Here is a 21,552-nt window from a genome sequence, read left to right on the forward strand (position 1 = left end):
TACGGTGAACGAATGGATGCTGACACCGCGGACATCGCCACGATCGGTCACCGAATCCGTCACTTCCGCACCCGGTCCGGCCTCACCCTGGAACGGGTGAGCGACCTCGTCGGGCTGTCGCAGAGTCAGCTGTCGATGATCGAGAACGGCAAGCGGGAACCGAAGCTCACCGTGCTGCAGTCCATCGCGACCGCGATCGGCGTCGACCTCGCCACGCTGCTCGTCGCCGAGCCGCCGGATGAGCGCACCGCCTACGAACTGGAGCTGCGGCGTGCTCAGGAGTCGTCGCTGTACACGGCGCTCGGACTTCCGGCCGTGAAGCCCACGAAGGGCACGCCGACGGAGACCCTTGCCGCACTGGTCGGCCTGCACAGGGAGCTCGCCCGGCAAGCGAGCAAGGCCATCGCGACGCCCGAGGAGGCCAGGCGCGCGAACACCGAGCTGCGGGAGTGGATGCGCGGCCGCGACAACTACCTGCCCGAGATCGAGCGTCTCGCCGAGGAGCAGGTGAAGGCATCCGGCCACGTCTCCGGCGCGCTCACGCACCGCGAGGTGAGTGTGATGGCGAAGCGGCTCGGCTTCCAGCTCGTTTATGTGGACGACCTGCCGAACTCGACGCGTTCCATCACCGACCTGGCGAATGGCCGCATCTACCTGCCGCCTGCATCCATCCCCGGCGGCCACGGCCTGCGCTCCATGGCGCTTCAGGCGCTCGCGCACCGGCTGCTCGGACATGAGCGGCCGGAGAGCTACGCCGAGTTCCTGCGGCAGCGACTGGAGATCAACTACTTCGCGGCGTGCTGCCTGATGCCGCAGAGCGCCGCCGTCGCGTTCCTGCAGGAGGCGAAGAAGGAGCGAGACCTGGCGGTGGAGGACTTCCGCGACGCGTTCGGTGTGACCCACGAGGCGGCATCCCTGCGCCTGACGAACCTCATCACTGTGCACCTGGGGATGCGGATGCACTTCCTGCGGGTCGGCGAGGACGGCGCGCTCTACAAGGGGTACGAGAACGACGGCCTGCCCCTGCCGAAGGACGTCACAGGGGCGATCGAGGGCCAGCTCGTGTGCAAGAAGTGGAGCGCGCGCGACGCGTTCGCGCAGACGAATCGCACCACCGAGTTGTACCAGTACACGGACACGCCCGCCGGCACCTACTGGTGCGCCACCCAGACCGGACGCGGCGACGACGGGAGCTTCACGATCACGGTCGGCGTGCCGTTCGCCGACGCCAAGTGGTTCCGCGGGCGTGAGACGACGCAGCGCGCCGCCTCGACCTGCCCCGACCCCGGCTGCTGCCGGGTTCCGGATGCCTCGCTGGAGTCGTCGTGGGCGGACAACGCGTGGCCGAGCGCCAGGCTGCACGCGCACATCCTGTCGCCCCTGCCGACCGGCGCCTTCCCCGGAGTCGACGACGCAGAGCTGTACGCGTTCCTCGACGCCCACTCGGGCCCTCTCGGGGAGTGAACTCCTCTCGCTGGTTGAGTAGCGCCGCAGGCGCGTATCGAAACCAGAGATACTGATCGCATCAGGTTTCGATACGCCCGCTTCGCGGGCTACTCAACCAGCGGAATAGATCACTTCGGCTGCATGCGGATGGCTCCGTCGAGCCGGATCACCTCGCCGTTCAGCAGGGGGTTCTCCACGATGTGCCGCACCAGGGCCGCGTACTCGGCGGGCGTGCCCATGCGAGACGGATGCGGAATCTGCTCCTCGAGCGAGCGCTGCACGTCTTCGGGCATCCCCGCCATCATCGGCGTCTTCATGATGCCGGGCGCGATCGTCATCACCCGGATGAACTGCTTCGAAAGGTCGCGGGCGATCGGCAGCGTCATGGAGGCGACGCCGCCCTTCGACGCGGAGTACGCCGCCTGGCCGATCTGCCCGTCGTAGGCGGCGACCGACGCGGTGTTCACGATCACGCCGCGCTCGTTCGTGGCCGGCACACCGGGAAGCGACTGCGTGTCCACCGGGTCGTTCTGCGCCATGGCCGCCGCAGCGAGCCTCGTGACGTTGAACGTGCCGATCAGGTTGATGCGGATGGTGCGCTCGAATCCGTCGAGGCCGAGCGGTCCCTCCCGTCCCACCGTGCGGCCCGCAGTGGCGATGCCCGCGCAGTTCACCGTGATGCGCAGCGGCGCGAGCGCCTGCGCCTTCTCGACGGCCGCCTGCACCTGCTCCTGGTCCGTCACATCCGCCGGCGCGAACACGCCGCCGAGCTCGGCCGCGGCCTCCTCGCCGCGCGACGACGGAAGGTCGACGATGACGACCTTGGCGCCCGCTTCGGCGAGCACCTGAGCGGTGCCGTTGCCGAGGCCGGATGCTCCGCCGGTGACGATCGCACTGCATTCCTGAATCCGCATATATCCCTCCGTGTTGTGTTGCCGGTGGCGAGAGTCGCTCGGGTCAGAGCCGTTCGATGATGGTGGCGTTCGCCATTCCGCCTCCCTCGCACATGGTCTGCAGCCCGTAGCGGCCGCCACTGTGCTCGAGCCGGGCGAGCAGGGTGCCGAGCAGTCGCGTACCGGTGGCGCCGAGCGGATGCCCGAGCGCGATCGCCCCGCCGTCGGCGTTCAGCCGGTCGGGATCCGCTTCGAACTCGGCCAACCACGCGAGCGGCACGGGCGCGAACGCCTCGTTCACCTCGTACGCATCGATCTCGTCGAGGTTCAGGCCGGTCTGCTTCAGGATGCGCTCGGTCGCCGGCATCACGCCCGTCAGCATGTAGAGCGGGTCGCTGCCCGTCACCGCGAAGGCGTGGAACCGGGCCCGGGGCGTCAGCCCAAGCTGTTCGGCGCGGCGAGCGCTCATGATGAGCGCCGCGGACGCGCCGTCGGTGAGCGGCGACGAGTTGCCCGGCGTGATCTTCCATTCCACGTCGGGAAAGCGCTCGGCGAGGGCATCCGTGCGGAAGGACGGGTTCAGGCCGGCGAGGCCCTCGACCGTGGTCGCCGGCCGCACCGTCTCGTCGCTGCCGATCGTACGGGTGCCGCCGTCGGCATCCGCCACCTGCACCGGGACGATTTCGCGGTCGAATCGACCGGACTCGGCCGCCTGAGCGGCACGGCGGTGCGAGCGGGAACTGAACTCATCGAGTTCGTCGCGCGTGAAACCGTACTTCTGGGCGATCAGCTCGGCCGAGACGCCCTGCCCGACGAGACCGTCCGGGTACCGCGCCGCGACGCGGTCGCCACGCGGGTCGCGCCGCAGAGTGGAGGTTCCGAGCGGAACCGCGCTCATCGACTCGACGCCGCAGGCGATCACGACATCCTGCACGCCGGCCATGATCGCCTGAGCGGCGAAGTGCGCGGCCTGCTGACTCGATCCGCACTGCCGGTCGATGGTCGTGCCCGGCACGTGCTCGGGGAATCCGGCGGCGAGCACCGCGTTGCGCGCGGTGTTGTACGACTGCTGACCGACCTGACCGACGCATCCGGCGATCACGTCGTCGATCGCGCCAGGGTCGAGGTCGTTGCGACGGACGAGCTCGGCGAGCAGGTCGCCCAGCAGATCCACCGGATGCACGCCGCTCAGCGCACCTCCCGGCTTGCCGCGCCCGCTCGGGGTGCGCACGACATCGACGATGACGGCCTCTTCGACGCTCATCCCTCCAGCCTAGGGTGTGTCTCACAATGCGGGCTGGGCTGCGGTGCGCTCGGCACGGCCGCTCCCTGCGTCCTCGTCGTCGGCGTCACCACCAGTGACGCTCTCCTCCTCGTCCTTGCGATCGACCGCACCGAGCACATCCTCACCCGCCCCCGCATGGTGAGACACACCCCAGGCGGCGGCGAACAGAGAATTGCGGACGCGAGATGCCGTTGTCGCGCGAACTAGCGGCACGAGGCGTCCATTAGTTCACTGCGCGTACCGCCCGCGCAACGGCGTCGACGAGAGCGTCGAGGCCGGCGAGTCGCTGCTCCGCCTCGTGACGGATGTCTCGCGCGAGCCCTGCGAGCCGCGCCGCAGCGGGAGCGTCGACGCCTTCCGACCACGCCTCCACCTGACGCGCGAGCAGGATGTCGTCCCGGTGCTCGCCGAGCACGTCCTGCACCGCCTCCGCCGCTCGGGCGAGAGCGGCGAACTCGTCGGCCGCTTCCGCGCGTGAACGGTGCGGCCCGTTCTCCGGACGCGTCCTGCGCACCCCCTCCACCGCCTCTGCGGCGTAACGCAGGCGCCGCGCGGCCTTCCGCAGGGCGTGAAGCTCGTCGAGATCGCGCCCCTTCGCCCGGTGTGCTGCGGTCGCCACCTTCCCGGCAGCCGTCGTCAGTGCGGGCGCCACGACGTCGAGCGCGCCCCGGCCGGCATCCGGTCCCGGCTCCGGATGCTCCGCGAAGGCGCGGACGAGCCGCACGTCCTCATCCGCACGCGACGAGCCCAGGTATCCGACCACCAGCATCCGGCACTCCTCGGCCCGCCGCTCGGCTTCTGTCACGGGGCCGCCCAGGGCCGAGCGCAGCTCCGGGTCGGGCGACGTCTCCCGCCGTTCACGCAACGCCTCGGCTCGCACCTCCGCGTCGCGGGCTTCCCCGAGCACGCTTCCGAGCGCCTCCAGCGGCGGGCGGAGCGCACGCGCTGCTTCGCTGTCGAACACCGAGCGATACACCGAAAGGATGCTGCGCACGATGCGCACGCGCGTGCGCGCCTGGTGCAGGGCATCCGGAGCGTTCGCGGGTATGCCCGCCGCGTGTTCGCCGAGTTCCTCGACCGCGAGCCGCAGGGCTCCGGCGAGCACGTCCATGCACGTGCTGCCTCCGCCGAGTTCCGAACGACGCCGCTCGAGGTGCGCGCGCAGCACCGGGTCGACGGTCAGGTCGATCGCCCGCTGGTACGCGGCATCCGCCTCGTCCCGTCGACTCGCAGCGGCGAGCAGGTGGGCCCGCGTCGCCCAAGCTGGTTGGAACCGCGCGACGCCAGGGTCGTCGATCGCGTCGAGCTCGACGAGGCCGGGGTCGGGTCCGTCCACCTCGGCGATCGACGCGGCGAGCGCCACCCGGGCGCCCAGGGTGGGCGCGACGGCGACCAGCGCCCGGTGCAGCGTGACGAGGGTGCGGCGGTCGACCCGTCCGGTGCGAGCGCGATCGTCGTGCGCGGACTGGATGGCCGCCTCAAGCTGAAAACGCCCCACCGTTCGCAGCTGCCCCCGGTCGTCGATCACCAGCCGGCTCGCGGTCAGCAGGTGCCGCTCTCCGCGAGCGATGAGCGAGGCATCCCACCGATCGACGTCCTGCTCGTCGATGGGCACGAAGCGCCCACGGTCGTCGAGCCGAGCAGATGCCCGCGCCAGCGACAGGCAGAGCAGCGCCGCGAGACCCAGCACCTCGGGTTCGCGGGGCAGGAGCTGAGCAGCGATCTCGGCGAGGGCGAGAGCCTCGCCGCTGAGCGAATCGCGGAGGACGCCGGGTCCCGAGCCGCTCGCACCCGTGTCGCCTCGCTCGGTGGTGCCGGCCACCAGCGGCCAGTCGATCGCGTACGCACCGTAGATCGCCTCGAGCACGGCCGGCAGCCGCTCGGCGAGGGCGTCGGTATTCGGCTCGGAGAACGGGATGCCCGTCTCCTTGATCCGACGTTTCGCCCGCACCAGCCGTTGGGCCATCGTCGGCGCCGGAACGGCGAACGCGCGTGCGATCCGCTCGGCGTCCAGCCCGAGAACGGTCTGGAGCATGAGCGGCGTTCGGGCCGCCGGATCGATCGCCGGATGCGCACACACGAACAGCAGCGCGAGCCTGCGGTCCGGGATCTCGTCCGGCTCCGGCGTCTCCCGCTCGGGTGCTGCCGGCTCACGCCGCGGCTCGCCGTCATCGCCCACCTCGAGCGACGCGTTCCTGTGCTCCGCCGAGCGGAACCGGTCAAGCATCCTGCGCCTCGCCGTCACGACGAGCCAGCCGGCCGGGTTGTCGGGCACGCCGTCGGCCGGCCACGAACGCAAGGCCCGCTCGAACGCATCCTGCAGACAGTCCTCGGCGAGCGCGATGTCGCGCGTTCCGGCGGCCAGCACCGCGAGCATCCGACCGTACGACTCGTGCACGGCGGCGTCGAGCGCGCGCCGCGCGGATGCCTGCGCTGCCCCGCTCGAACCGCTCGCGGCGCGGCCGTTCGCGGAGTCGGTCAGCCCGGCCACACCCACTGGCCGTCCACGAGCGAGATCGCGGAGGGCCGCACCTCGATCACCCCGTACTGCGCGCCCGGGCACTTCTCCGCCCAGGCCAGTGCGGCATCGAGGTCGGGCACATCGATCACGAAGGTGCCGGCGAGCTTCTCCTTCGTGTCGACGAATGGGCCGTCCTGCACGGTCAGTCCTCCGTTCCGCAGGGTCACCTGCGTGGTGTCGGCCACCGGACGAAGGATCTCGCCGGCCACCAGTACGCCAGCCTTCGCGAGCGCCTTGCCGTACTCGTCGAATGCGACCTTGAACGGCTCCATGTCTTCTTCGGAGATGCCGGCATCCTGGGCTTCCAGGCTGTGCAACAGCAGTGCGTACCGCATTTCGTCATCCTCTCATCGCACCGCCTCGTGCGGTGCTGACGACGTGATGACGGATGACCGGCATCCGGATCGACAGCCGCGACGGGGGGACCGTGCCAGCCACCCCACTGCACCGTGCGCAGTTCAGGACCACTGGGAGTTCGGCCGCGATATGTCGCCGAGCCGCTTCTCCTCCTGAACTGCGCACGAGGTCCGAGTCGCCGCCGCTGGGCGGCGCGCGGGTCACTTCGCGATGCGGGCCCCATCAATTGTTCGACAGGTTGTTCCCGCACTCGTAGAACGCTGTCGTGAGGTTGTCTATCGCGTTCAGCGCCGCGTTGTCGCTTCCGTAGTTCAGCGCGTAGATCGCGAAAGTGAGGTCGGTGCCATCCTTCGCGTGGATGACGCCGGCAAGCGTGCGCGACGTGTTGATCCATCCGGTCTTCGCGTTCACGTGGCCGACGGCGTTGGACGAGAACGAGCCGTCGAACCGGTCGTAACCCGGGCCGAGCGTGCCGGTCTTGCCGGCGATGGGCATCCCGTCGTAGATGTCTCCGAGCGAGCCCTGCCGGTTCAGCACCTTCACCAGGAACTGCGTGAGGTACGACGCCGGAACCTTGTTGTCCGCGCTCAAGCCGGAGCCGTCCGCGAAGTAGAGCCCGTCCTCGGAGATGCCGTACGCCTGCAGCCCCTTGAGCGTGCCCGCGTTGATCGCCGAGAAGCTGTTGCCGGCACCGGTCTTGATGGCGACGAGGCGGGCGAGCTCCTCCATGATCGTGTTGTCGGAATACGTCAGCGCCTGCTCCGCCAGCGCGGACACCGGCTGCGACAGCACCTGGCCCAGCTGCTTGGCGCCCGCAGGAGCAGTGCCCTGGCTGATCGAGACGTTCCCGCCGAGGTCGTCGGCAAGCGCGTTGGCCGCCCGGCCCACAGGGTCGGTGCTCCGCGGCGACTCCACGGCGGTCGGGTCGTTGCGGTCGCCGTCCACCATGAACGACGTCATGTACGGCGTGGAGCCCTCGACGACACGCTCCTCGTGCTCATCCCAGCTGGGCAGCCAGACCGGCCCCGAGTACAGCGACGTGTCGACGACGAGCGAGGTGATCGGTTGACCCGCGTTCGACGGGTCGGATGCCCACGCCTGCTTCACCTGGTTCGCGAGGTCGTCGAGATGGGGTGCGTTCGTGTAGAACGACTGCTCGCCAGTCGGGAGCCGGGTCAGGGTGACGTCGCCGCCACCGATCACGACCACCTGGCCGGGCTGTGATCCCTTCACGACGGTGGTCGGCACGCGGTAGTCCGGACCGAGCACGCTGAACGCGGCGGCGGCCGTGAGCATCTTGAGCACGCTGGCCGTCGGCGCGGGGTTCGATCCGTTGCGGTCGAACAGCACTTCGCCGGTGGATGCGTTCATCACCTGCGCTTCGAGCGTTCCGAATCCACCATCGCCGGCGTACGACGCCACGGAGCAGGTGCGGATCTTGCTCGCCGAAGGCGCCGGGCTCGGGATCGGACGCACGGTCGGCTTGGCGGTCGGCGTCGCGCTGGCCTTGGTCAACGCCATCGCACTGTCCGCTCGCGCTGGGGAGGTGGCAGCGCCGATGCCGAACGAGAGGCCGCTCAGCACGACGACGCCCACGGCGACGGCGGCGATCAACGAGGTGCGCGGGTTGTTGCGGATCCAGGTGAGGATGCCGGCCATGGGGCCGTCTCCGCGTCCCGGTCCGCTCGTGCCTCTACCGCCCGAGCCGGACCCGGACCCGCCAGAACCACGGCCCGAACCTCGACCACCGGAACCGGACCCGCCGGAGCCGCGACAAGAACCTCGGCCGCCGGAACCGGAGCCACCGGAGCCCGAGGTGCCGGCCTCCGAACCACCGGTGGCCTCGTCTCGGCGAATGGAGGCGAACGCGCCGCTTACGGCGCCGAGAACACCGGCGAACCAGCCCTTGTGAGCGGGCCCGTCCGCGGAAGGCTTGAGCGTGCCGTCTGTGTCATCTCGAGAAGCCGACTCAGCGGCGGCGATGTCGCGAGCCCGCAGGGGGAACTGTGCGACGTGCGGCGCCGGCTCCGGCTGAGTGGGTGGTGGGAAGGCGTCGGCAGCCGGCGGCTGGATGATCGGCGCCTGCGGCGCGGGCTGCACGGGCGGCTGCGCGGCAGCCTGCATCGGCGCCTGCGCCGCGGGCTGCTCCGGGAGCGGTGGCTGCGCGGCGGTGGTCTCGACCACAGGATTCTCCTGCGTCGGGTCGCCGAAGAGCGCGCTCAGGCCGAGCGCATCGTAGGCCGATTCGGTGGGATCGCCCGAGCGACGATCACGGCGCGACTGGGGGGACTCGTCGTGCATTCCGCCGAGTGTACCGACGGGTCCTGAGAGAGTTCGGCGCGGGCCACCTCCGCTGAGCGTGCTGCCAGGGGCGCCGGTCACCGCTCCTGCGGGTACACCAGCCCGATCTCGGCGCGAACCGCGTCGAGTGTTCGCATGATCGAGACCGACTCCTGCGGCGACATGACGTCGCTCGCGGTGCGCCCCTCGGCGATCAGTCGCTCGGCCTCGCGCGCCTGGAACTGCTTGCCGGCTCCGGTGATGCGTGTCTTGTACTCCTCGATGACCTCGTTCCCGGCGCCGATCACGCGGAAGTTCGTGGGGGTGTACCAGACGCTGTCGATCTCGATGCGGGCATCCGTTCCCACGATCGATGCGGTGTTCACGCCGCGAAGATCGAGTGCGCAGCGTGTCACGGCGAGCGCGCGGTCGCCGTAGCCGAAGACGGCGTCGGTGGCGGCATCCGCTCCCGTGGCTTCGAATCGAGCGGATGCCTTCACCGTCTCAGGCTCACCGAGCAGCATCGAGGCGAACGAGATCGGATACACGCCGAGGTCGAGGAGGGCTCCGCCTCCCAGCTCCAGCGCGTTGATGCGGTGCAGGGGGTCGCTCGGCAGCAGCTGCATGTGGTCGGCGCTGAATTCGCGCACGTCGCCGAGCGTGCCGTCCGCGAGGATCCGCCGGATGCGCTCGACGTGCGGCAGGAACCGGGTCCACATCGCCTCGAGCACGAACAATCCAAGGTCGGCCGCGAGGTCCACGACCCGCTGAGCCTCGGCCGCGTTGAGCGTGAAGGGCTTCTCCACGAGCACGTGCTTGCCCGCGCGAAGGGCCAGTTCGGCGTTGGCGGCGTGTTCGGGATGCGGCGTGGCGACGTAGACGATGTCGATGTCGTCATCCGCCACCAGCTTCTCGTACGAGCCGTACGAGGTGGGGATCTCGAACTCGTCGGCGAAGGCATCCGCCCGCTCCTGAGTGCGGGAGCCGACCGCCGCGACGTCGTGCTCGTCGTCGAGCAGATCCCTCGTGAACGTGTGGGCGATGCCGCCGGTGCCCAGGATGCCCCATCGGATGTCGCCCATCGCTCCCCCATCGTGCTCGCGCCGATAAGCCACGAAGAGGGCCCCTTCCGGGACCCTCTTCGTGCTGGGAGCCGCCTGTCGGAATCGAACCGACGACCTATTCATTACGAGTGAATCGCTCTACCGACTGAGCTAAGGCGGCGTGTCGCGGCCTCCCGCGCACAGCAGACAAGCCTAGCGGATTCTCTGCGCGCTTCAGACCACCAGGGATGCACCCTATCGCGGCTTGCGCCGCTCAAAGACTCAATCGGGTCGGCCACGCGAGCAGGCTCGCGCGGCTCTCCCCTCAATCGCCTCTAGCGAGTCTCGTCGCTCACCAGCTCGTGCAGCTCGTCGAACGTGTCCATCAGACGGTCGGCCAGGGCGCCATGGCCGCCGGTCTCCGCCCAGCACGTCCAGGCGTGACGGATGCCGGCGAACGCCACATAGGTCACGAGCCGTGCCCTGCTGTGCAGCCGTTCCGGGTCGTCAGCGAGGGCACCGTCGTCGCGCCTGAGCCGCCGCTCCACCACGGAGACCAGCTCCAGCTCGAGCTGCTTCATGCTGGCCATGCGCAAGGTGAAGAGGTACGGATGCTCGCGCAACAGTTTGCGGCGCAGAGTCTCGATGTCGGCTCCGTCGGGGTTCGGCTCCTGGTCGACCGTGGACAGCAGCAGGTCGCGGATGCCTTCCAGCATCGGTTGCTCGGATCCCGCCGCGACGAAGCGTTCGATCGCTTCCTCGTCGGGCATCTCCGGTACGTCGCCGATCACGGCGGCTTCCTTGGTCGGGAAGTAGTTGAAGAACGTGCGCGGCGATACTCCGGCCGCGTGGCTGATCTCCTCGACCGTGACGCCGTCGAATCCCCGCTCCAGCGCGAGCGTCAGCACGGCGCGCTGGATCGCGTTGCGGGTGGCGAGGCGCTTGCGCTCGCGAACACCGCTGCGTGCAGGGGCCGGACTGGTGGCGATCACGCACCCATTATTGCAGTCAGTGCAAAGTCCCGCCCCGAAGGATGCCGCCGCCCAGCTCGAATCAGCACTCGGGGTCGGTCTTCGGCACCGTGCCGTTCACGAGGAAGCCGTCCACCGCGTCGTTCACGCACGAGTTCGACTTGTTGTACGCCGTGTGACCGTGTCCGTGGTAGGTGACGAGGTGTCCGCTGTCGAGCTGGTGCGACAGATTGACCGCCCACTGGTACGGGGTCGCGGGGTCGCCGGTCGTGCCGACCACGATGATCGGCGGCGCTCCGGCAGCGTGGATCGGTGCCTCCTGACGGGTCGGCTTGTACGGCCAGACCGCACATCCGATGTCTCCGTAGGACATGTAGGGGCCGATCACCGGCGCGGCCTTCGTCAGTTCCGCTGCCTGCTTGCGCATTGTGGCGGGGTCGGCATCCGACGAGTAGTCGAGGCAGTTGATGGCCGTGAAGGCTTCGGTCGAGTTGTCCGAGTAGGTGCCGTCCGAGTTCCGGTCGTAGTAGCCATCCGCGAGGATGAACGCCACCCGCGCGCTGCCGTGCATGACGTCCTTGAACAGGCCGTCGAGGGTGCTCCAGGCCGAGGCGTCGTACAGCGGGTAAATGATCGCCGTGACCATGGTGTCGGCGCCGAGTTCACGGCCGTCCGAGTTGCGGATCGGGCTCGCATCCAGCGATGCCAGCAGGTTCGACACGGTCGACAGGGCGTCGTCGAGCGAGCCCGAGAACGGGCATCCTTTCCGCCCCAGGCAATCCGTGAGATACGAGCTCAGCTCCTGCTCGAACCCCTTCGACTGGCCGAGGTTCACGTCGAAGCTCGTCGACGACGGATCGAGCGCGCCGTCGAGCACCATGCGGCCCACCCGCTTCGGGTAGAGGCCGGCATAGGTGGCGCCGAGCAGCGTTCCGTACGAGTAGCCGAGGTAGTTGAGCTTGGCGTCGCCCAGCACGGCGCGCAGCACGTCCAGGTCGCGCGCGGCGCTCGTCGTGCCGACCTGGCCGAGGAGCGAACCGGTGTTCTGCTTGCACGCCGCGGCGAAGGCCGTCGCCTCGCGGGTGGATGCCTGGATCCAGGCGTCGGACCCGCGCTGTCCCGGCGTGATGCCGAACAGGTAGTCGTCCATCTGCTTGGCGCCGTAGCACTTGACCGCCGTGGATGCGCCCACTCCGCGCGGGTCGAACCCGACGATGTCGTAGTGCTGCTGAAGGTTCTTGTCGACCGCGTAGTCGAGGCTGTCGCGCACGAAGCCGACGCCGGACGCCCCTGGTCCCCCGGGATTGACGAGCAAGGACCCGAGTCGCTTTCCGGTGGCGTAGTGCCTGATCAGCGCCAGCTCGATGCTTCCCGACGAGGGGTCCGACCATTCCAGCGGCACCTTCACCTTCGCGCACTGGAACTTGCCGCACGTGCTCCAGCCCACGTGCTGTCCGTAGAACGGGGCGAGCGCAGACGACACCTTCTCGGGTCGCGGGGTCGAGGTGACGGGCGGATGCGCGACCGGGAAGCATCCGCTCAGCGCCAGCGACAGCGTCACCGCGATCGCGGCGAGAAACCCCGCGCGGCGCCAGCGCCTCGATCGCGTCATCGGATCTCCCTTCCCGCCCCGTCGGCGGTTCGCGGTCGTCGCGCGGTCACCAGCATGGCCTCCAACGCGAGCGCGGGCGCGACGTTGCCGTCGATGCGCTCGCGTGCCGTCTGCACGGCATCCATGGTCGCAAGCGTGGCTGCTGCACTGGATGCCTGTGCCGCCGCGAGCAGACGCTCCGCCAGTTCCGCATTCACGAGCTCCGCGCCGGAGTCGAGCTGCAGCATGAGGATGTCGCGATACAGCGACAGCAGGTCGGTCAGGATGCGATCGATGCCGTCGCGAAGACTCCGCGTCGCACGCCGCTTCTGGTCGTCTTCGAGCTGACGCAGCTGGGCGCGCAGACCGGGCGGAACGGGTCCACCCTCCTGCACCCCCAGGGACTGTAGGGTGTGCGCCCGCTCCTCGGCGTCGCGCTCCTCCGTGATCGCCTTTGCGTCGGCGCCCGCGATCTCCAGCAGCCGTGCGGCACCTGCGATCACGTCCGCGACGGTGCGGATGCCCAGCGCCAGCTCGAGGGTCTCCTCACGTCGCGCCCGCGCCTCCTCGTTCGTCGCCAACCGGTGAGCCATGCCGATGTGGCTCTGTGCGTGCCGCGCCGCGCGTTCGGCGATCTCGCCCGTTACCCCGTCGCGCCGCTCGATGAGACCAGCGACGTCAGCGACCGACGGCACACGGAGGCGCACAGTACGAACGCGGGAGCGGATCGTCGGCAGCAGATCGGCGTCGCTCGGAGCGCAGAGGATCCACACGGTGCGCTCCGGCGGCTCCTCCAGCGCCTTCAGCAGAACGTTCGACGTGCGCTCCGACATGCGGTCGGCATCCTCGATCACCATGACGCGGAAGCGGCTCACCGACGGCGAGAACTGGGAACTCGAGACCAACGAGCGCACCTCGTCGATCGAGATGATCACGCGTTCCGTGCTGAGCACGCTGAGGTCGGGATGCGTTCGCGCCTGCACCTCGCGCGTGGTGACCTCGTCGCCGTCCGGACCATCGGGGCTGAGCAGTGCGGCCGCGAACGCGTAGGCGAGATTCGAGCGGCCAGAGCCCGGCGGCCCGGTGATCAGCCAGGCGTGCGTCATCGCCGCCGTTGCCGTCGCCCCTGCCGCCGCCCGCAGGGTCGCGATCGCGTCCGGCTGGCCGGTCAGATCGTCCCACACCGACGACCCATCGGTCGGCGCCGGTCTCACCGAGGTCTGGGCAGCTGGCATGGTTCGACGCTACCCGGTGCGTCCGTCAGCGCCGGCGGTTTCCGTGGCAGCGGCCGACCGTCGCGGCACGATCCCGCGCGCGGCGAGCAGCTCATGGACGTGCGCTCCGATCCGGTCGGCGAGGGACTCGGCGGATGCCGCGCCGTCGACGACGAGAAAGCGGTCGCGTTCCACCTCGGCCAGGGCGAGGAACGCAGTGCGCACCCTGGCGTGGAACTCGCCGGCTTCGGCCTCCATTCGGTCGAACCGCTTGTTGGCGGCGTCGAGGCGGCTTCGTGCACCGGTCTCGTCGATGTCGAGCAGCACCGTGAGGTCCGGCAGCAGGTTCTCGGTCGCCCAGAGCGAGAGTTCGCGGATCTCTGCCGCATCCAGCTCCCGGCCGACCCCCTGGTAGGCGATCGACGAGTCGAGGTAGCGGTCTTGCACCACGATGGCCCCCGCGTCCAACGCGGGCCGCACGACGGTGGCGACGTGGTGTGCTCGGTCCGCAGCGTAAAGAAGGGCCTCGGCACGCGGAGCGATGTCGCCGTGATGGTGCAACACGAGCTCGCGGATCTCCAGCCCGGCCTCCGTACCTCCCGGTTCCCTGGTGTGCAGCACGTCGTAGCCCGCCGTGCTGAGGCGCTCCGCGAGGAGGGATGCCTGCGTCGACTTGCCCGAACCGTCGCCTCCCTCGAAGGTGATGAAGAGGCCGCGCGTGACGTTGACCGGGCCCGAGGAGTCGGTCACGAGTCCGTGCCAGGTTTTTTCGCGGCTGTCGACTTCGGCATGCCCGTCTTCTTCGCCGTCGAGGATGCCTTCTTCGCGGTCGACTTGGTCGCGGTCTTGGCGGTCGCGGTCTTGGCAGTCCCCGTCTTCGCGCCCGTCGCCTTGGTGGTTCGACGGGTCGTTCCGGTGCGCTTCGCCGGACCCTTGGCACGCTTGTCGGCCAGCAGCTGCACGGCACGCTGGAAGTCGATGTCTTCGACGGACTCGCCGCGCGGGATCGTCGCGTTCGTCTCCCCGTCCGTGACGTACGGACCGAATCGGCCGTCCTTCACCCTCACCGGCTTTCCGCTGACGGGGTCGGCCTCGAACTCCTTCAGCGCGCTTGAGGCTCGTCGCGCACCGTACTTCGGCTGGGCGAACAGTTCGAGCGCACCGGGAAGGTCGATGTCGAAGATCGCGTCCTCGCTCGGAAGGGATCGCGTGTCCGCCCCCTTCTTCAGATACGCGCCGTAGCGCCCGTTCTGGGCAAGGATCGGCTCGCCCGATTCAGGGTCCTCTCCGACCGTGCGCGGCAGGTCGAGCAGCTTGAGCGCGGTCTGCAGATCCACGCCAGCGGGATCCATCGATTTGAAGAGCGAAGCCGTACGCGGCTTCTCGGCCTTGGCGACCTTGGTCTTGGCGGCCTTCTTCTTCGGCGCGCTGACCTCGCCGGTCTCGAGGTCGACCACCGCGTCAACGGCATCGGTGATGTCGACCGAGTCGGGGACCGGGTCCTCCTCGGCCTCCAGCTCGGTGACGTACGGCCCGAACCGGCCGTCCTTCAGCACGACGAGCTTGCCGTTCGCCGGGTTCACGCCGAGTTCCCGGTCGGACTGCACGGGTGCCTCGATGAGCTCCTTGGCCTTCGGCACGGTGAGTTCGTCGGGGGCGAGATCCGGCGGGATGTTGACACGCCGCGGCGTGGCATCCGGGTCGGTGTTGGGCTCGCTCACTTCGAGGTAGGGGCCGTATCGCCCGATGCGCAGCGTGATCTCGTCGGTGATGCGTACGGAATTGATCTCGCGGGCGTCGATCTCGCCGAGGTTGTCGACCACCTCGCGCAGCCCCCGATGATCGCTACTGCCGAAGTAGAACCCCTTCAGCCAGTCGGCCCTGGTCTCCGCACCGTCGGCGATGCGGTCGAGATTGTTCTCGAGCTCTGCCGTGAAGTCGTACTCGACCAGGTCACCGAAGTGATCCTCCAAAAGCCGCACGACCGCGAACGCGATCCAGTTCGGCACCAGCGCCTGGCCCTGCGTACTGACGTAACCGCGGTCGACGATCGTGGAGAGGATGGTGGCGTACGTCGACGGGCGTCCGACGCCGAGCTCCTCCATGCGCTTGACGAGGCTGGCCTCCGTGTAGCGCGGCGGCGGAGACGTCTCGTGCCCTTTCGCCTCGACCTCGCCGACGACGAGGCTCTGGCCCTCCGTCAACGGCGGCAGCTTGGCCTCATCGGGCGTCGCCTCCGCGTTCCGCTCCTCGTCGCGGCTCTCCTCGTAGGCCTGGAGGAACCCGCGGAACGTGATCACCGTGCCACTGGCCGTCAACTCGGCGATCGTGCCGTCGAGGGCGCCCTCGTGCACGTGGGCCTCGATCGTGACGGACGCGGTCTGACCCTTGGCGTCGGCCATCTGCGAAGCGACCGTGCGCTTCCAGATCAGTTCGAACAGTCGCAGCTCGTTGCCGTGCAGAACGGATGCCATCTGCGCTGGCGTGCGCCACGTGTCGCCGGCCGGCCGGATGGCCTCGTGCGCCTCCTGGGCGTTCTTGCTGCGGTTCGGGAAGGTGCGCGGCGCGCTCGGGATGGAGTCGGCACCGTAGAGCGCCTTCGCCTGTGCGCGGGCCGCACTCACCGCCTGCGCCGACAACGCCGTGGAGTCGGTGCGCATGTAGGTGATGTGTCCGTTCTCGTACAGCGACTGCGCGACGCTCATCGTCTGCCTCGCCGTGAACCGCAGCTTGCGCGCGGCCTCCTGCTGGAGCGTGGAGGTCGTGAACGGTGCCGACGGCTTGCGTGTCAGCGGCCTGGTCTCGAGCTTCGCGACCGTCACGGCCGTGGACGGCTGCCGCAGGGCATCCGCCAGTGCCCCGGCCGAGCTCTCGTCGAAGACGCGAGCCTCGCTCTTGAGCTGACCGCGGTCGTCGAAATCGCGCCCCGTGGCCACCCGCTGCCCGTCGACACGGCTGAGGCGGCCACTGAACGACTGGGCATCCGCGTCGGCCGCCAGCTGGGCGGTCAGGTCCCAATAGGATGCCGCGACGAACGCCATGCGCTCACGCTCGCGGTCCACGATGAGCCGGGTCGCCGGGGACTGCACCCGTCCTGCCGACAGGCCCTGCCGCACCTTGCGCCACAGAACGGGCGACACCTCGTAGCCGTACAACCGGTCGAGGATGCGCCGGGTCTCCTGCGCGTCCACCAGCGACATGTCGAGGTCGCGGGTGTTGTCCTTGGCCTGCTCGATGGCATCCTTGGTGATCTCGTGGAACACCATGCGCTTGACCGGCACCTTGGGCTTGAGCTCCTCGAGCAGGTGCCAGGCGATCGCCTCACCTTCGCGGTCCTCATCGGTGGCGAGCAGGAGTTCGTCGGCGTTCTTCAGCAGCTTGCGCAGCTTCGCGACGACGCTGCGCGCCCGGTCTGAGACGACGTAGTACGGCTCGAAGCCGTTGTCGACGTCGACGCCGAACTGTCCGAAGGCTCCCCGCTTCTTCTCCGCCGGAATGTCCTTGGGCTCGATGAGGTCGCGGATGTGCCCGACCGATGCCTCGACCGTGTATCCGTCGCCCAGATACTTCTCGATCGACTTGACCTTGGTCGGTGACTCGACGATGACCAGCTTGTTCCCTGGCACCTGTCTCCTTACCTCGACTCCTGTTGGATGTCGACTGCTGCTTATCCGGCTGCTGCGCTGCCGGCTTCGGCGGCCTTCGGGTGTTCGAACTGATGAGCGCGACCCTGGAACTGTGCGCCGGGCTCGGTTCGACGGATCGTCGATCAGGATGCCTCAGCGCGCGTCGTCGCGTCGACCGATCGTCGTGGGAACAACCCGGCAGTGCGGTCGCCGATCCCCCGCTCTCTCCCCTTCAGTCGCTCCGGCTCACCCTGTCGAGTGGAGCCGCGCCGCTCATCAGGCACACCATACACACGTTCTCCGGCGGACTGCCTAATCTGCGACTCCGTCGTGGCGCACGTCCCGAAGGAACGCATCGAGCACCGGTTCCGTACGGGTTGACCCCCGTGGCGGGCGGAGGACAATGACAGCATGGGTACTTCATCGAGCGGTGCCTACACCGCAAAGCTGACCGACGGACCACTTGAGGGCAAGACCGTCACCACGGACTTCCTGGACTCCGGAGAACCCCAGCCGCGCATCGAGATCCCCGCGTCGAGCGGCGAGAAGCGCTACGTGTACACGCGCTCGGGCGGCGTCGAGTACGCCTCGGACTCGGGCGACTCCGATCGTCCCACCGCGGTCGACTACCGCTACATCGAGGCCGTCTTCAGCTGATCGGCGAGCCGAACCGCTTGCGTCGCCACAGCCAGTGGACGCCGTCAGTCGGGTGTGCCCGGTGGGCCGGCCCTCGCCCAGACGGCGATGGGAACTCCGCCGACGTCGTCCTCGGCGCTGACCAGCGCGACGAGCCCATCGACAGAGCACGAGCCGAGGCGCGCACCATTGAGTCGCACGGCCTGAGCCGCTCGATCGCACGGCGCGCCCGCCACGCGTCCGCTCGCGGTGTCGGCTGCGGCGAGTGCGGCGGCATCCGCCGCAGCCGACACGTGCTGCTTCGCCGCGAGAAGCGCACAGGCACCCACCGCCGCTGCACTCGCCAGCAGCAGCGCGGCGAGCAGTCCGACGACGACTAGCGCCGCGGAGCCGCGTTCCGCCCGATCGCCCGAAGATCGACCATCCGGCTCCTTCACTCCGCTCACCTTCCGGTCCCCTTCTCTTCAGACGCGTCGTCGCCCAGCGCGCATACCCGGCTCTGCACCGTGAGTCCGGTCAGAGCGGCCGGCCCGGCGGCCTTCTGGGTCAGCGAGACGCAGACGAAATCACCGCTTCTACTCACCGACACCATCGATTGCCCGACGGCTCCCGCGATGTTCGAGCGGGCGACCCCCTCGCCGTCTCCTCGGGCGAGCGAGCGGGCTCCGTCGGCTGCGGCATCCGTGAGCCGGGCCTGCTGAACCACCACCTCGATCGCGCCGAGCCCGAATGCCAGCACGAGCAGCACCGCCGGCACGATCGCGGCGAACTCTGCGGTCACGCTGCCCCGTTCCCCGCCGGGTCCCCACTTCCGGCCCGGTGCCCGCAGTCGGCAGGGCGCCAGCCGAGTTGCCGCGCTCCTTCGCGGCGACACGTCAGCCCGCCACGGTCAGCGCGCGGCGAACCAGATCGGTGAGGATGCCGCGCACCTCATCGCCGCGGAGGATGAGCACGAGCAGCCCGGCGAAGCCGACCGCCGCCATCGTGGCGACCGCGTATTCCGCGGTGGCCGAACCGCTCTCATCCGCCAGCGCGCGCCGCAGCATCGTGGCTCCTTCCGTTCTCACTCGGGCTGCCGCTGCCCGTCGTTCGGGTCGAGCGTTCGTCGTTCGCGATTCTTTGTGTTGCATGGCGTCCTCCTCGTGACAGTTCTGCGCCGGATGCCATCGAGGGCCGTCTCGCTCGGCGAGACCGCGCCCCGTCGCGTCCGGCACTTCGAGCATTGTTCGGAGCCCGGTTCGCCCGGGAGCCGAACAAGCGATCGGTGTGAAGCGGTCAGATTCCGTGCAGTGTGGACGACAGGATCGACATCACGAGTGGCGCCACCGAAAGAAGCATGAACGCGGGCAACACGCACACGGCCAGGGGCGCCATCAGCCGCACACCGAGCGCGGCCGAGGTCGCCTGCGCGTTGCTGCGTGCATTCCGCCTCGCCTGCTCCGCCTCGGCCCGCAGAAGTTCGACGGTTCCCACTCCGGCGCGCTGTGCCAGCGCGAGCACGGAGTCGACGGCGGCGGGGTCGGGTGGGGCGAGGTCGAAGCGGGTACAGGCATCCGCCACCCGACCGAGTGCGCCGGGTGCGGACCCGCCGCCTGTCATCGCCACGGCCACGAGCTCGATCGGGAGCCCGGGCATCCGTTGTCGCGGCCTCGCTCGTCTCAGCAGCGCTCGGTTCCACGCCCGCGCTGCGAGCAGAAGTGCTGCTCCGGCGGCGAGGCAGCCGAGCCCTGCCGGCGTCGCGACCAGCACGTGCAGCGTGTCGAAGCCGAGGCCAGCACCGAACAGGATGCCAACGGCCGGCAGCGCGAGCACCATCCGCGCCGTCGCTCGCGGGCCGGCCAGCGCCGTCTCACGGTCGCGCTGCGTCTGACCGAGGTCGCGCAGCGACGAGGCGAGATCTCGGAGAGCCTCGGCGAGCGGCGCGCCGGATTCCGTGGCGACCTGGAGGGCGACGCCTAGCCCGCGCCACGCCTCCTGCACGTCCGTGTTCCGTCGCCGCGTGCTCCGATGCTTCGTCCCCGGAGCGGCGGCGTCGGCTGCCGCCGCGATGGCTCGCGGCACGTCGCCGCCCCGTTGGGCGGCGCCGGCCGCAGCACGGATCACCGCATCCGTGACCGTGAGACCGCGTCGAGCATCACCGGTGGTCTCAGCGAGGTCGACCGACTCCGAGAGATAGCCCCACGCGGCACCGGGCGGCACGCCGGCGGCGAGGAGCACCGCGAGTCGTCCCGCGGCGTCTGCGACGTCTTCGACGGCCGGTCGGCGCGGCGTCGTCATGGCTCCCGAGCCTCCTCCACGATCAGCCGGCCCGCACCATCGGTACGGAACGAACCGCAGTGAGCGACGCGACGGATGCCTCCCACTCGCTCCAGGTGCACCACCAGGTCGAAGGCGCTCACGGCCTGACGCGCGACGGCCCAGGCATCCAGGTCAGCGAGGGCGCCGAGAGCTTCCAGCCTCGCCGGTACGTCCTCCATGGAGTTCGCGTGCAACGTCCCGGCGCCGCCGTCGTGACCGGTGTTCAGCGCCGACATCAGGTCTCGCACCTCGGCTCCGCGGCACTCGCCGACGACGAGGCGATCGGGGCGCATGCGTAGCGCCTCTCGCACGAGCCGGGCCAGGCCGATCGCGCCGGCACCCTCGAGGTTGGCCTGCCGCGCCTCCATCGCCACGACGTGCGGATGCCGCACGTGCAGCTCGGCGACGTCCTCGATGCAGACGATCCGCTCGTGCTCGGGCGCCTCGGCGAGCAGAGCGGAAAGAAGAGTGGTCTTGCCGCTGCCCGCCGCGCCGGTCACGAGAAGGTTGGCCCGGTCTCGCACGGCGGCCTGCAGTCGCCGGCGATGCGGGCCGAGCATGCCGACCGCGTCGAGTTCGTCGAGCGTGAATCGGCTGGGCCTCGGGACGCGGATCGAGATCAGCGTCCCGTCGGTTGAGACGGGCGGAAGCACGACATGCACGCGGATGCCAGCGGCCAGCCGAACGTCCACGCAGGGATTCGCCTCGTCGACGTGTCTGCCGCCCAGTGCGACAAGACGCACCGCGAGTGCGCGCAGCGATCGCTCATCGCACGACCAGGTCGGATCGTGCACGGCTCCGGCTCCCGTGTCGACCCAGAGCCCGGCCGGGCCGTTGAGGAACACGTCGGTGACGCCCGGCGCCGCGACGTACGGGGCGAGCGGGCCGAACGCGGACCAGTCCGCGCGCTCGGCCGAGCCTTCGCCATCGCCGGGCGCCTGGTCGTCGAGCGCCTCGCCCTCGAGCGCTCCATCGCCGAGTTCGGCGTCTCTGACGACCTCGCCCCCGAGCTCGTGACGACGCTCGACGGCATCCGCCGGAATCCCAGGCGACGGCCGCGCGCCGAGCGCCGCGGGCGGGTGCGGCACGAACGGCACGGTCGCGCTGCGAGAGCGGTGAACGACGGGCATGGGGCGACGCTACGTGCGCGGCCCGACGCGCAAGGCATCCGTTCGCGGGTGCGTGCAGTTCGCTGTTACTGCCCGGACTGTGGACGGGAAGTCACCACGCACTTTAAATGCAAGGGGCGGCACCTATTGGGGGGAACAGGTGCCGCCTCAGCGACGAGGGATTGGGGGGAATCGCTCTCGCCGCACGCCAGAATTATCATTCGGCCGATCGATAGTGTACGCCATAGGTGCCATCATGCAAGAGGCATTTTTCACGACCCT

Annotated in this window: 18 protein-coding genes and 1 tRNA gene; 2 read left to right on the plus strand and 17 right to left on the minus strand. The window is 69.5% G+C overall.

What is annotated here, in order from left to right; genetic code table 11:
- Positions 1-12 precede the first annotated feature (12 nt).
- Positions 13-1,464, plus strand: a complete 1,452-nt coding sequence (locus ACTHNC_RS04925; RefSeq protein ID WP_440293481.1) for a helix-turn-helix domain-containing protein — start codon at positions 13-15, stop codon at positions 1,462-1,464.
- Positions 1,465-1,574: 110 nt separating this feature from the next.
- Here ACTHNC_RS04925 and ACTHNC_RS04930 read toward each other — a convergent pair whose 3' ends face one another.
- The 12 genes from ACTHNC_RS04930 to topA all read right to left on the minus strand — a co-directional run bounded on the left by ACTHNC_RS04930 (position 1,575) and on the right by topA (position 17,227).
- Positions 1,575-2,360, minus strand: coding sequence for a 3-hydroxyacyl-CoA dehydrogenase (locus ACTHNC_RS04930; RefSeq protein ID WP_440293482.1), 786 nt, complete (start codon positions 2,358-2,360; stop codon positions 1,575-1,577).
- A gap of 43 nt (positions 2,361-2,403) precedes the next feature.
- Positions 2,404-3,603 (minus strand): thiolase family protein, encoded by a 1,200-nt coding sequence (locus ACTHNC_RS04935; RefSeq protein ID WP_440293483.1) that lies wholly within the window; start codon positions 3,601-3,603, stop codon positions 2,404-2,406.
- Positions 3,604-3,847: 244 nt separating this feature from the next.
- On the minus strand, positions 3,848-6,121 hold the full coding sequence (locus ACTHNC_RS04940; protein ID WP_440293484.1) for a CHAD domain-containing protein: 2,274 nt from the start codon (positions 6,119-6,121) through the stop codon (positions 3,848-3,850).
- A complete protein-coding gene (locus ACTHNC_RS04945; protein ID WP_440293485.1) occupies positions 6,103-6,480 on the minus strand; it encodes a YciI family protein in 378 nt (125 codons plus the stop codon). Before ACTHNC_RS04945 ends, ACTHNC_RS04940 begins: the two co-directional genes overlap by 19 nt.
- Before the next feature lie 244 nt (positions 6,481-6,724).
- Entirely contained in the window at positions 6,725-8,803 is a 2,079-nt protein-coding gene (locus ACTHNC_RS04950) for a D-alanyl-D-alanine carboxypeptidase/D-alanyl-D-alanine-endopeptidase (protein ID WP_440293486.1), read from the minus strand.
- 77 nt (positions 8,804-8,880) lie between these two features.
- Complete coding sequence (locus ACTHNC_RS04955; RefSeq protein ID WP_440293515.1) at positions 8,881-9,864, minus strand: Gfo/Idh/MocA family protein; 984 nt, start codon at positions 9,862-9,864, stop codon at positions 8,881-8,883.
- Positions 9,865-9,933: 69 nt separating this feature from the next.
- A tRNA-Thr gene (locus ACTHNC_RS04960) sits at positions 9,934-10,006 on the minus strand.
- Between the two features lie 154 nt (positions 10,007-10,160).
- Positions 10,161-10,817 carry a TetR family transcriptional regulator gene (locus tag ACTHNC_RS04965; RefSeq protein ID WP_440293487.1) on the minus strand — a complete coding sequence of 219 codons (657 nt, stop codon included), beginning with the start codon at positions 10,815-10,817 and terminating at the stop codon, positions 10,161-10,163.
- Between the two features lie 61 nt (positions 10,818-10,878).
- Complete coding sequence (locus ACTHNC_RS04970) at positions 10,879-12,408, minus strand: alpha/beta hydrolase (RefSeq protein ID WP_440293488.1); 1,530 nt, start codon at positions 12,406-12,408, stop codon at positions 10,879-10,881.
- Positions 12,405-13,622, minus strand: coding sequence for a DNA polymerase III subunit delta' (locus tag ACTHNC_RS04975; protein WP_440293489.1), 1,218 nt, complete (start codon positions 13,620-13,622; stop codon positions 12,405-12,407). The genes ACTHNC_RS04970 and ACTHNC_RS04975 overlap by 4 nt, the downstream gene beginning before the upstream one ends.
- 9 nt (positions 13,623-13,631) lie before the next feature.
- Positions 13,632-14,351 carry a dTMP kinase gene (gene tmk / locus ACTHNC_RS04980; RefSeq protein ID WP_440293490.1) on the minus strand — a complete coding sequence of 240 codons (720 nt, stop codon included), beginning with the start codon at positions 14,349-14,351 and terminating at the stop codon, positions 13,632-13,634.
- Positions 14,348-17,227: a type I DNA topoisomerase gene (gene topA, locus ACTHNC_RS04985; RefSeq protein ID WP_440293491.1), complete on the minus strand. Its 2,880-nt coding sequence runs from the start codon at positions 17,225-17,227 to the stop codon at positions 14,348-14,350. Before topA ends, tmk begins: the two co-directional genes overlap by 4 nt.
- A gap of 411 nt (positions 17,228-17,638) precedes the next feature.
- Between topA and ACTHNC_RS04990 the strand changes: the two genes are divergently transcribed.
- Positions 17,639-17,884 carry a hypothetical protein gene (locus tag ACTHNC_RS04990; RefSeq protein WP_440293492.1) on the plus strand — a complete coding sequence of 82 codons (246 nt, stop codon included), beginning with the start codon at positions 17,639-17,641 and terminating at the stop codon, positions 17,882-17,884.
- Positions 17,885-17,928: 44 nt separating this feature from the next.
- On the opposite strand, the gene ACTHNC_RS04995 is transcribed toward ACTHNC_RS04990, so the two are convergent.
- The 5 genes from ACTHNC_RS04995 to ACTHNC_RS05015 all read right to left on the minus strand — a co-directional run bounded on the left by ACTHNC_RS04995 (position 17,929) and on the right by ACTHNC_RS05015 (position 21,291).
- Positions 17,929-18,309 (minus strand): Rv3654c family TadE-like protein, encoded by a 381-nt coding sequence (locus ACTHNC_RS04995; RefSeq protein WP_440293493.1) that lies wholly within the window; start codon positions 18,307-18,309, stop codon positions 17,929-17,931.
- Entirely contained in the window at positions 18,306-18,644 is a 339-nt protein-coding gene (locus tag ACTHNC_RS05000; protein ID WP_440293494.1) for a TadE family type IV pilus minor pilin, read from the minus strand. Before ACTHNC_RS05000 ends, ACTHNC_RS04995 begins: the two co-directional genes overlap by 4 nt.
- A 94-nt stretch (positions 18,645-18,738) precedes the next feature.
- Positions 18,739-18,909 carry a DUF4244 domain-containing protein gene (locus tag ACTHNC_RS05005; RefSeq protein ID WP_440293495.1) on the minus strand — a complete coding sequence of 57 codons (171 nt, stop codon included), beginning with the start codon at positions 18,907-18,909 and terminating at the stop codon, positions 18,739-18,741.
- Between the two features lie 229 nt (positions 18,910-19,138).
- On the minus strand, positions 19,139-20,140 hold the full coding sequence (locus ACTHNC_RS05010; RefSeq protein WP_440293496.1) for a type II secretion system F family protein: 1,002 nt from the start codon (positions 20,138-20,140) through the stop codon (positions 19,139-19,141).
- The gene (locus ACTHNC_RS05015; protein ID WP_440293497.1) at positions 20,137-21,291 is read right to left on the minus strand and encodes a TadA family conjugal transfer-associated ATPase; all 1,155 of its coding nucleotides are present in this window, start codon (positions 21,289-21,291) and stop codon (positions 20,137-20,139) included. The genes ACTHNC_RS05010 and ACTHNC_RS05015 overlap by 4 nt, the downstream gene beginning before the upstream one ends.
- Positions 21,292-21,552 lie beyond the last annotated feature (261 nt).

This window comes from Humibacter sp., assembly GCF_051954055.1.
Taxonomy (GTDB): domain Bacteria; phylum Actinomycetota; class Actinomycetes; order Actinomycetales; family Microbacteriaceae; genus Humibacter.

Excerpts from the sequence above, each read along its gene's own strand:
- ACTHNC_RS04925 (WP_440293481.1), top strand. The coding sequence starts at position 13 with ATGGATGCTGACACCGCGGACATCGCCACGATCGGTCACCGAATCCGT.
- ACTHNC_RS04930 (WP_440293482.1), bottom strand. The coding sequence starts at position 2,360 with ATGCGGATTCAGGAATGCAGTGCGATCGTCACCGGCGGAGCATCCGGC.
- ACTHNC_RS04935 (WP_440293483.1), bottom strand. The coding sequence starts at position 3,603 with ATGAGCGTCGAAGAGGCCGTCATCGTCGATGTCGTGCGCACCCCGAGC.
- ACTHNC_RS04945 (WP_440293485.1), bottom strand. The coding sequence starts at position 6,480 with ATGCGGTACGCACTGCTGTTGCACAGCCTGGAAGCCCAGGATGCCGGC.
- ACTHNC_RS04950 (WP_440293486.1), bottom strand. The coding sequence starts at position 8,803 with ATGCACGACGAGTCCCCCCAGTCGCGCCGTGATCGTCGCTCGGGCGAT.
- ACTHNC_RS04955 (WP_440293515.1), bottom strand. The coding sequence starts at position 9,864 with ATGGGCGACATCCGATGGGGCATCCTGGGCACCGGCGGCATCGCCCAC.
- ACTHNC_RS04970 (WP_440293488.1), bottom strand. The coding sequence starts at position 12,408 with ATGACGCGATCGAGGCGCTGGCGCCGCGCGGGGTTTCTCGCCGCGATC.
- ACTHNC_RS04975 (WP_440293489.1), bottom strand. The coding sequence starts at position 13,622 with ATGCCAGCTGCCCAGACCTCGGTGAGACCGGCGCCGACCGATGGGTCG.
- ACTHNC_RS04990 (WP_440293492.1), top strand. The coding sequence starts at position 17,639 with ATGGGTACTTCATCGAGCGGTGCCTACACCGCAAAGCTGACCGACGGA.
- ACTHNC_RS05005 (WP_440293495.1), bottom strand. The coding sequence starts at position 18,909 with ATGCTGCGGCGCGCGCTGGCGGATGAGAGCGGTTCGGCCACCGCGGAA.
- ACTHNC_RS05010 (WP_440293496.1), bottom strand. The coding sequence starts at position 20,140 with ATGACGACGCCGCGCCGACCGGCCGTCGAAGACGTCGCAGACGCCGCG.
- ACTHNC_RS05015 (WP_440293497.1), bottom strand. The coding sequence starts at position 21,291 with ATGCCCGTCGTTCACCGCTCTCGCAGCGCGACCGTGCCGTTCGTGCCG.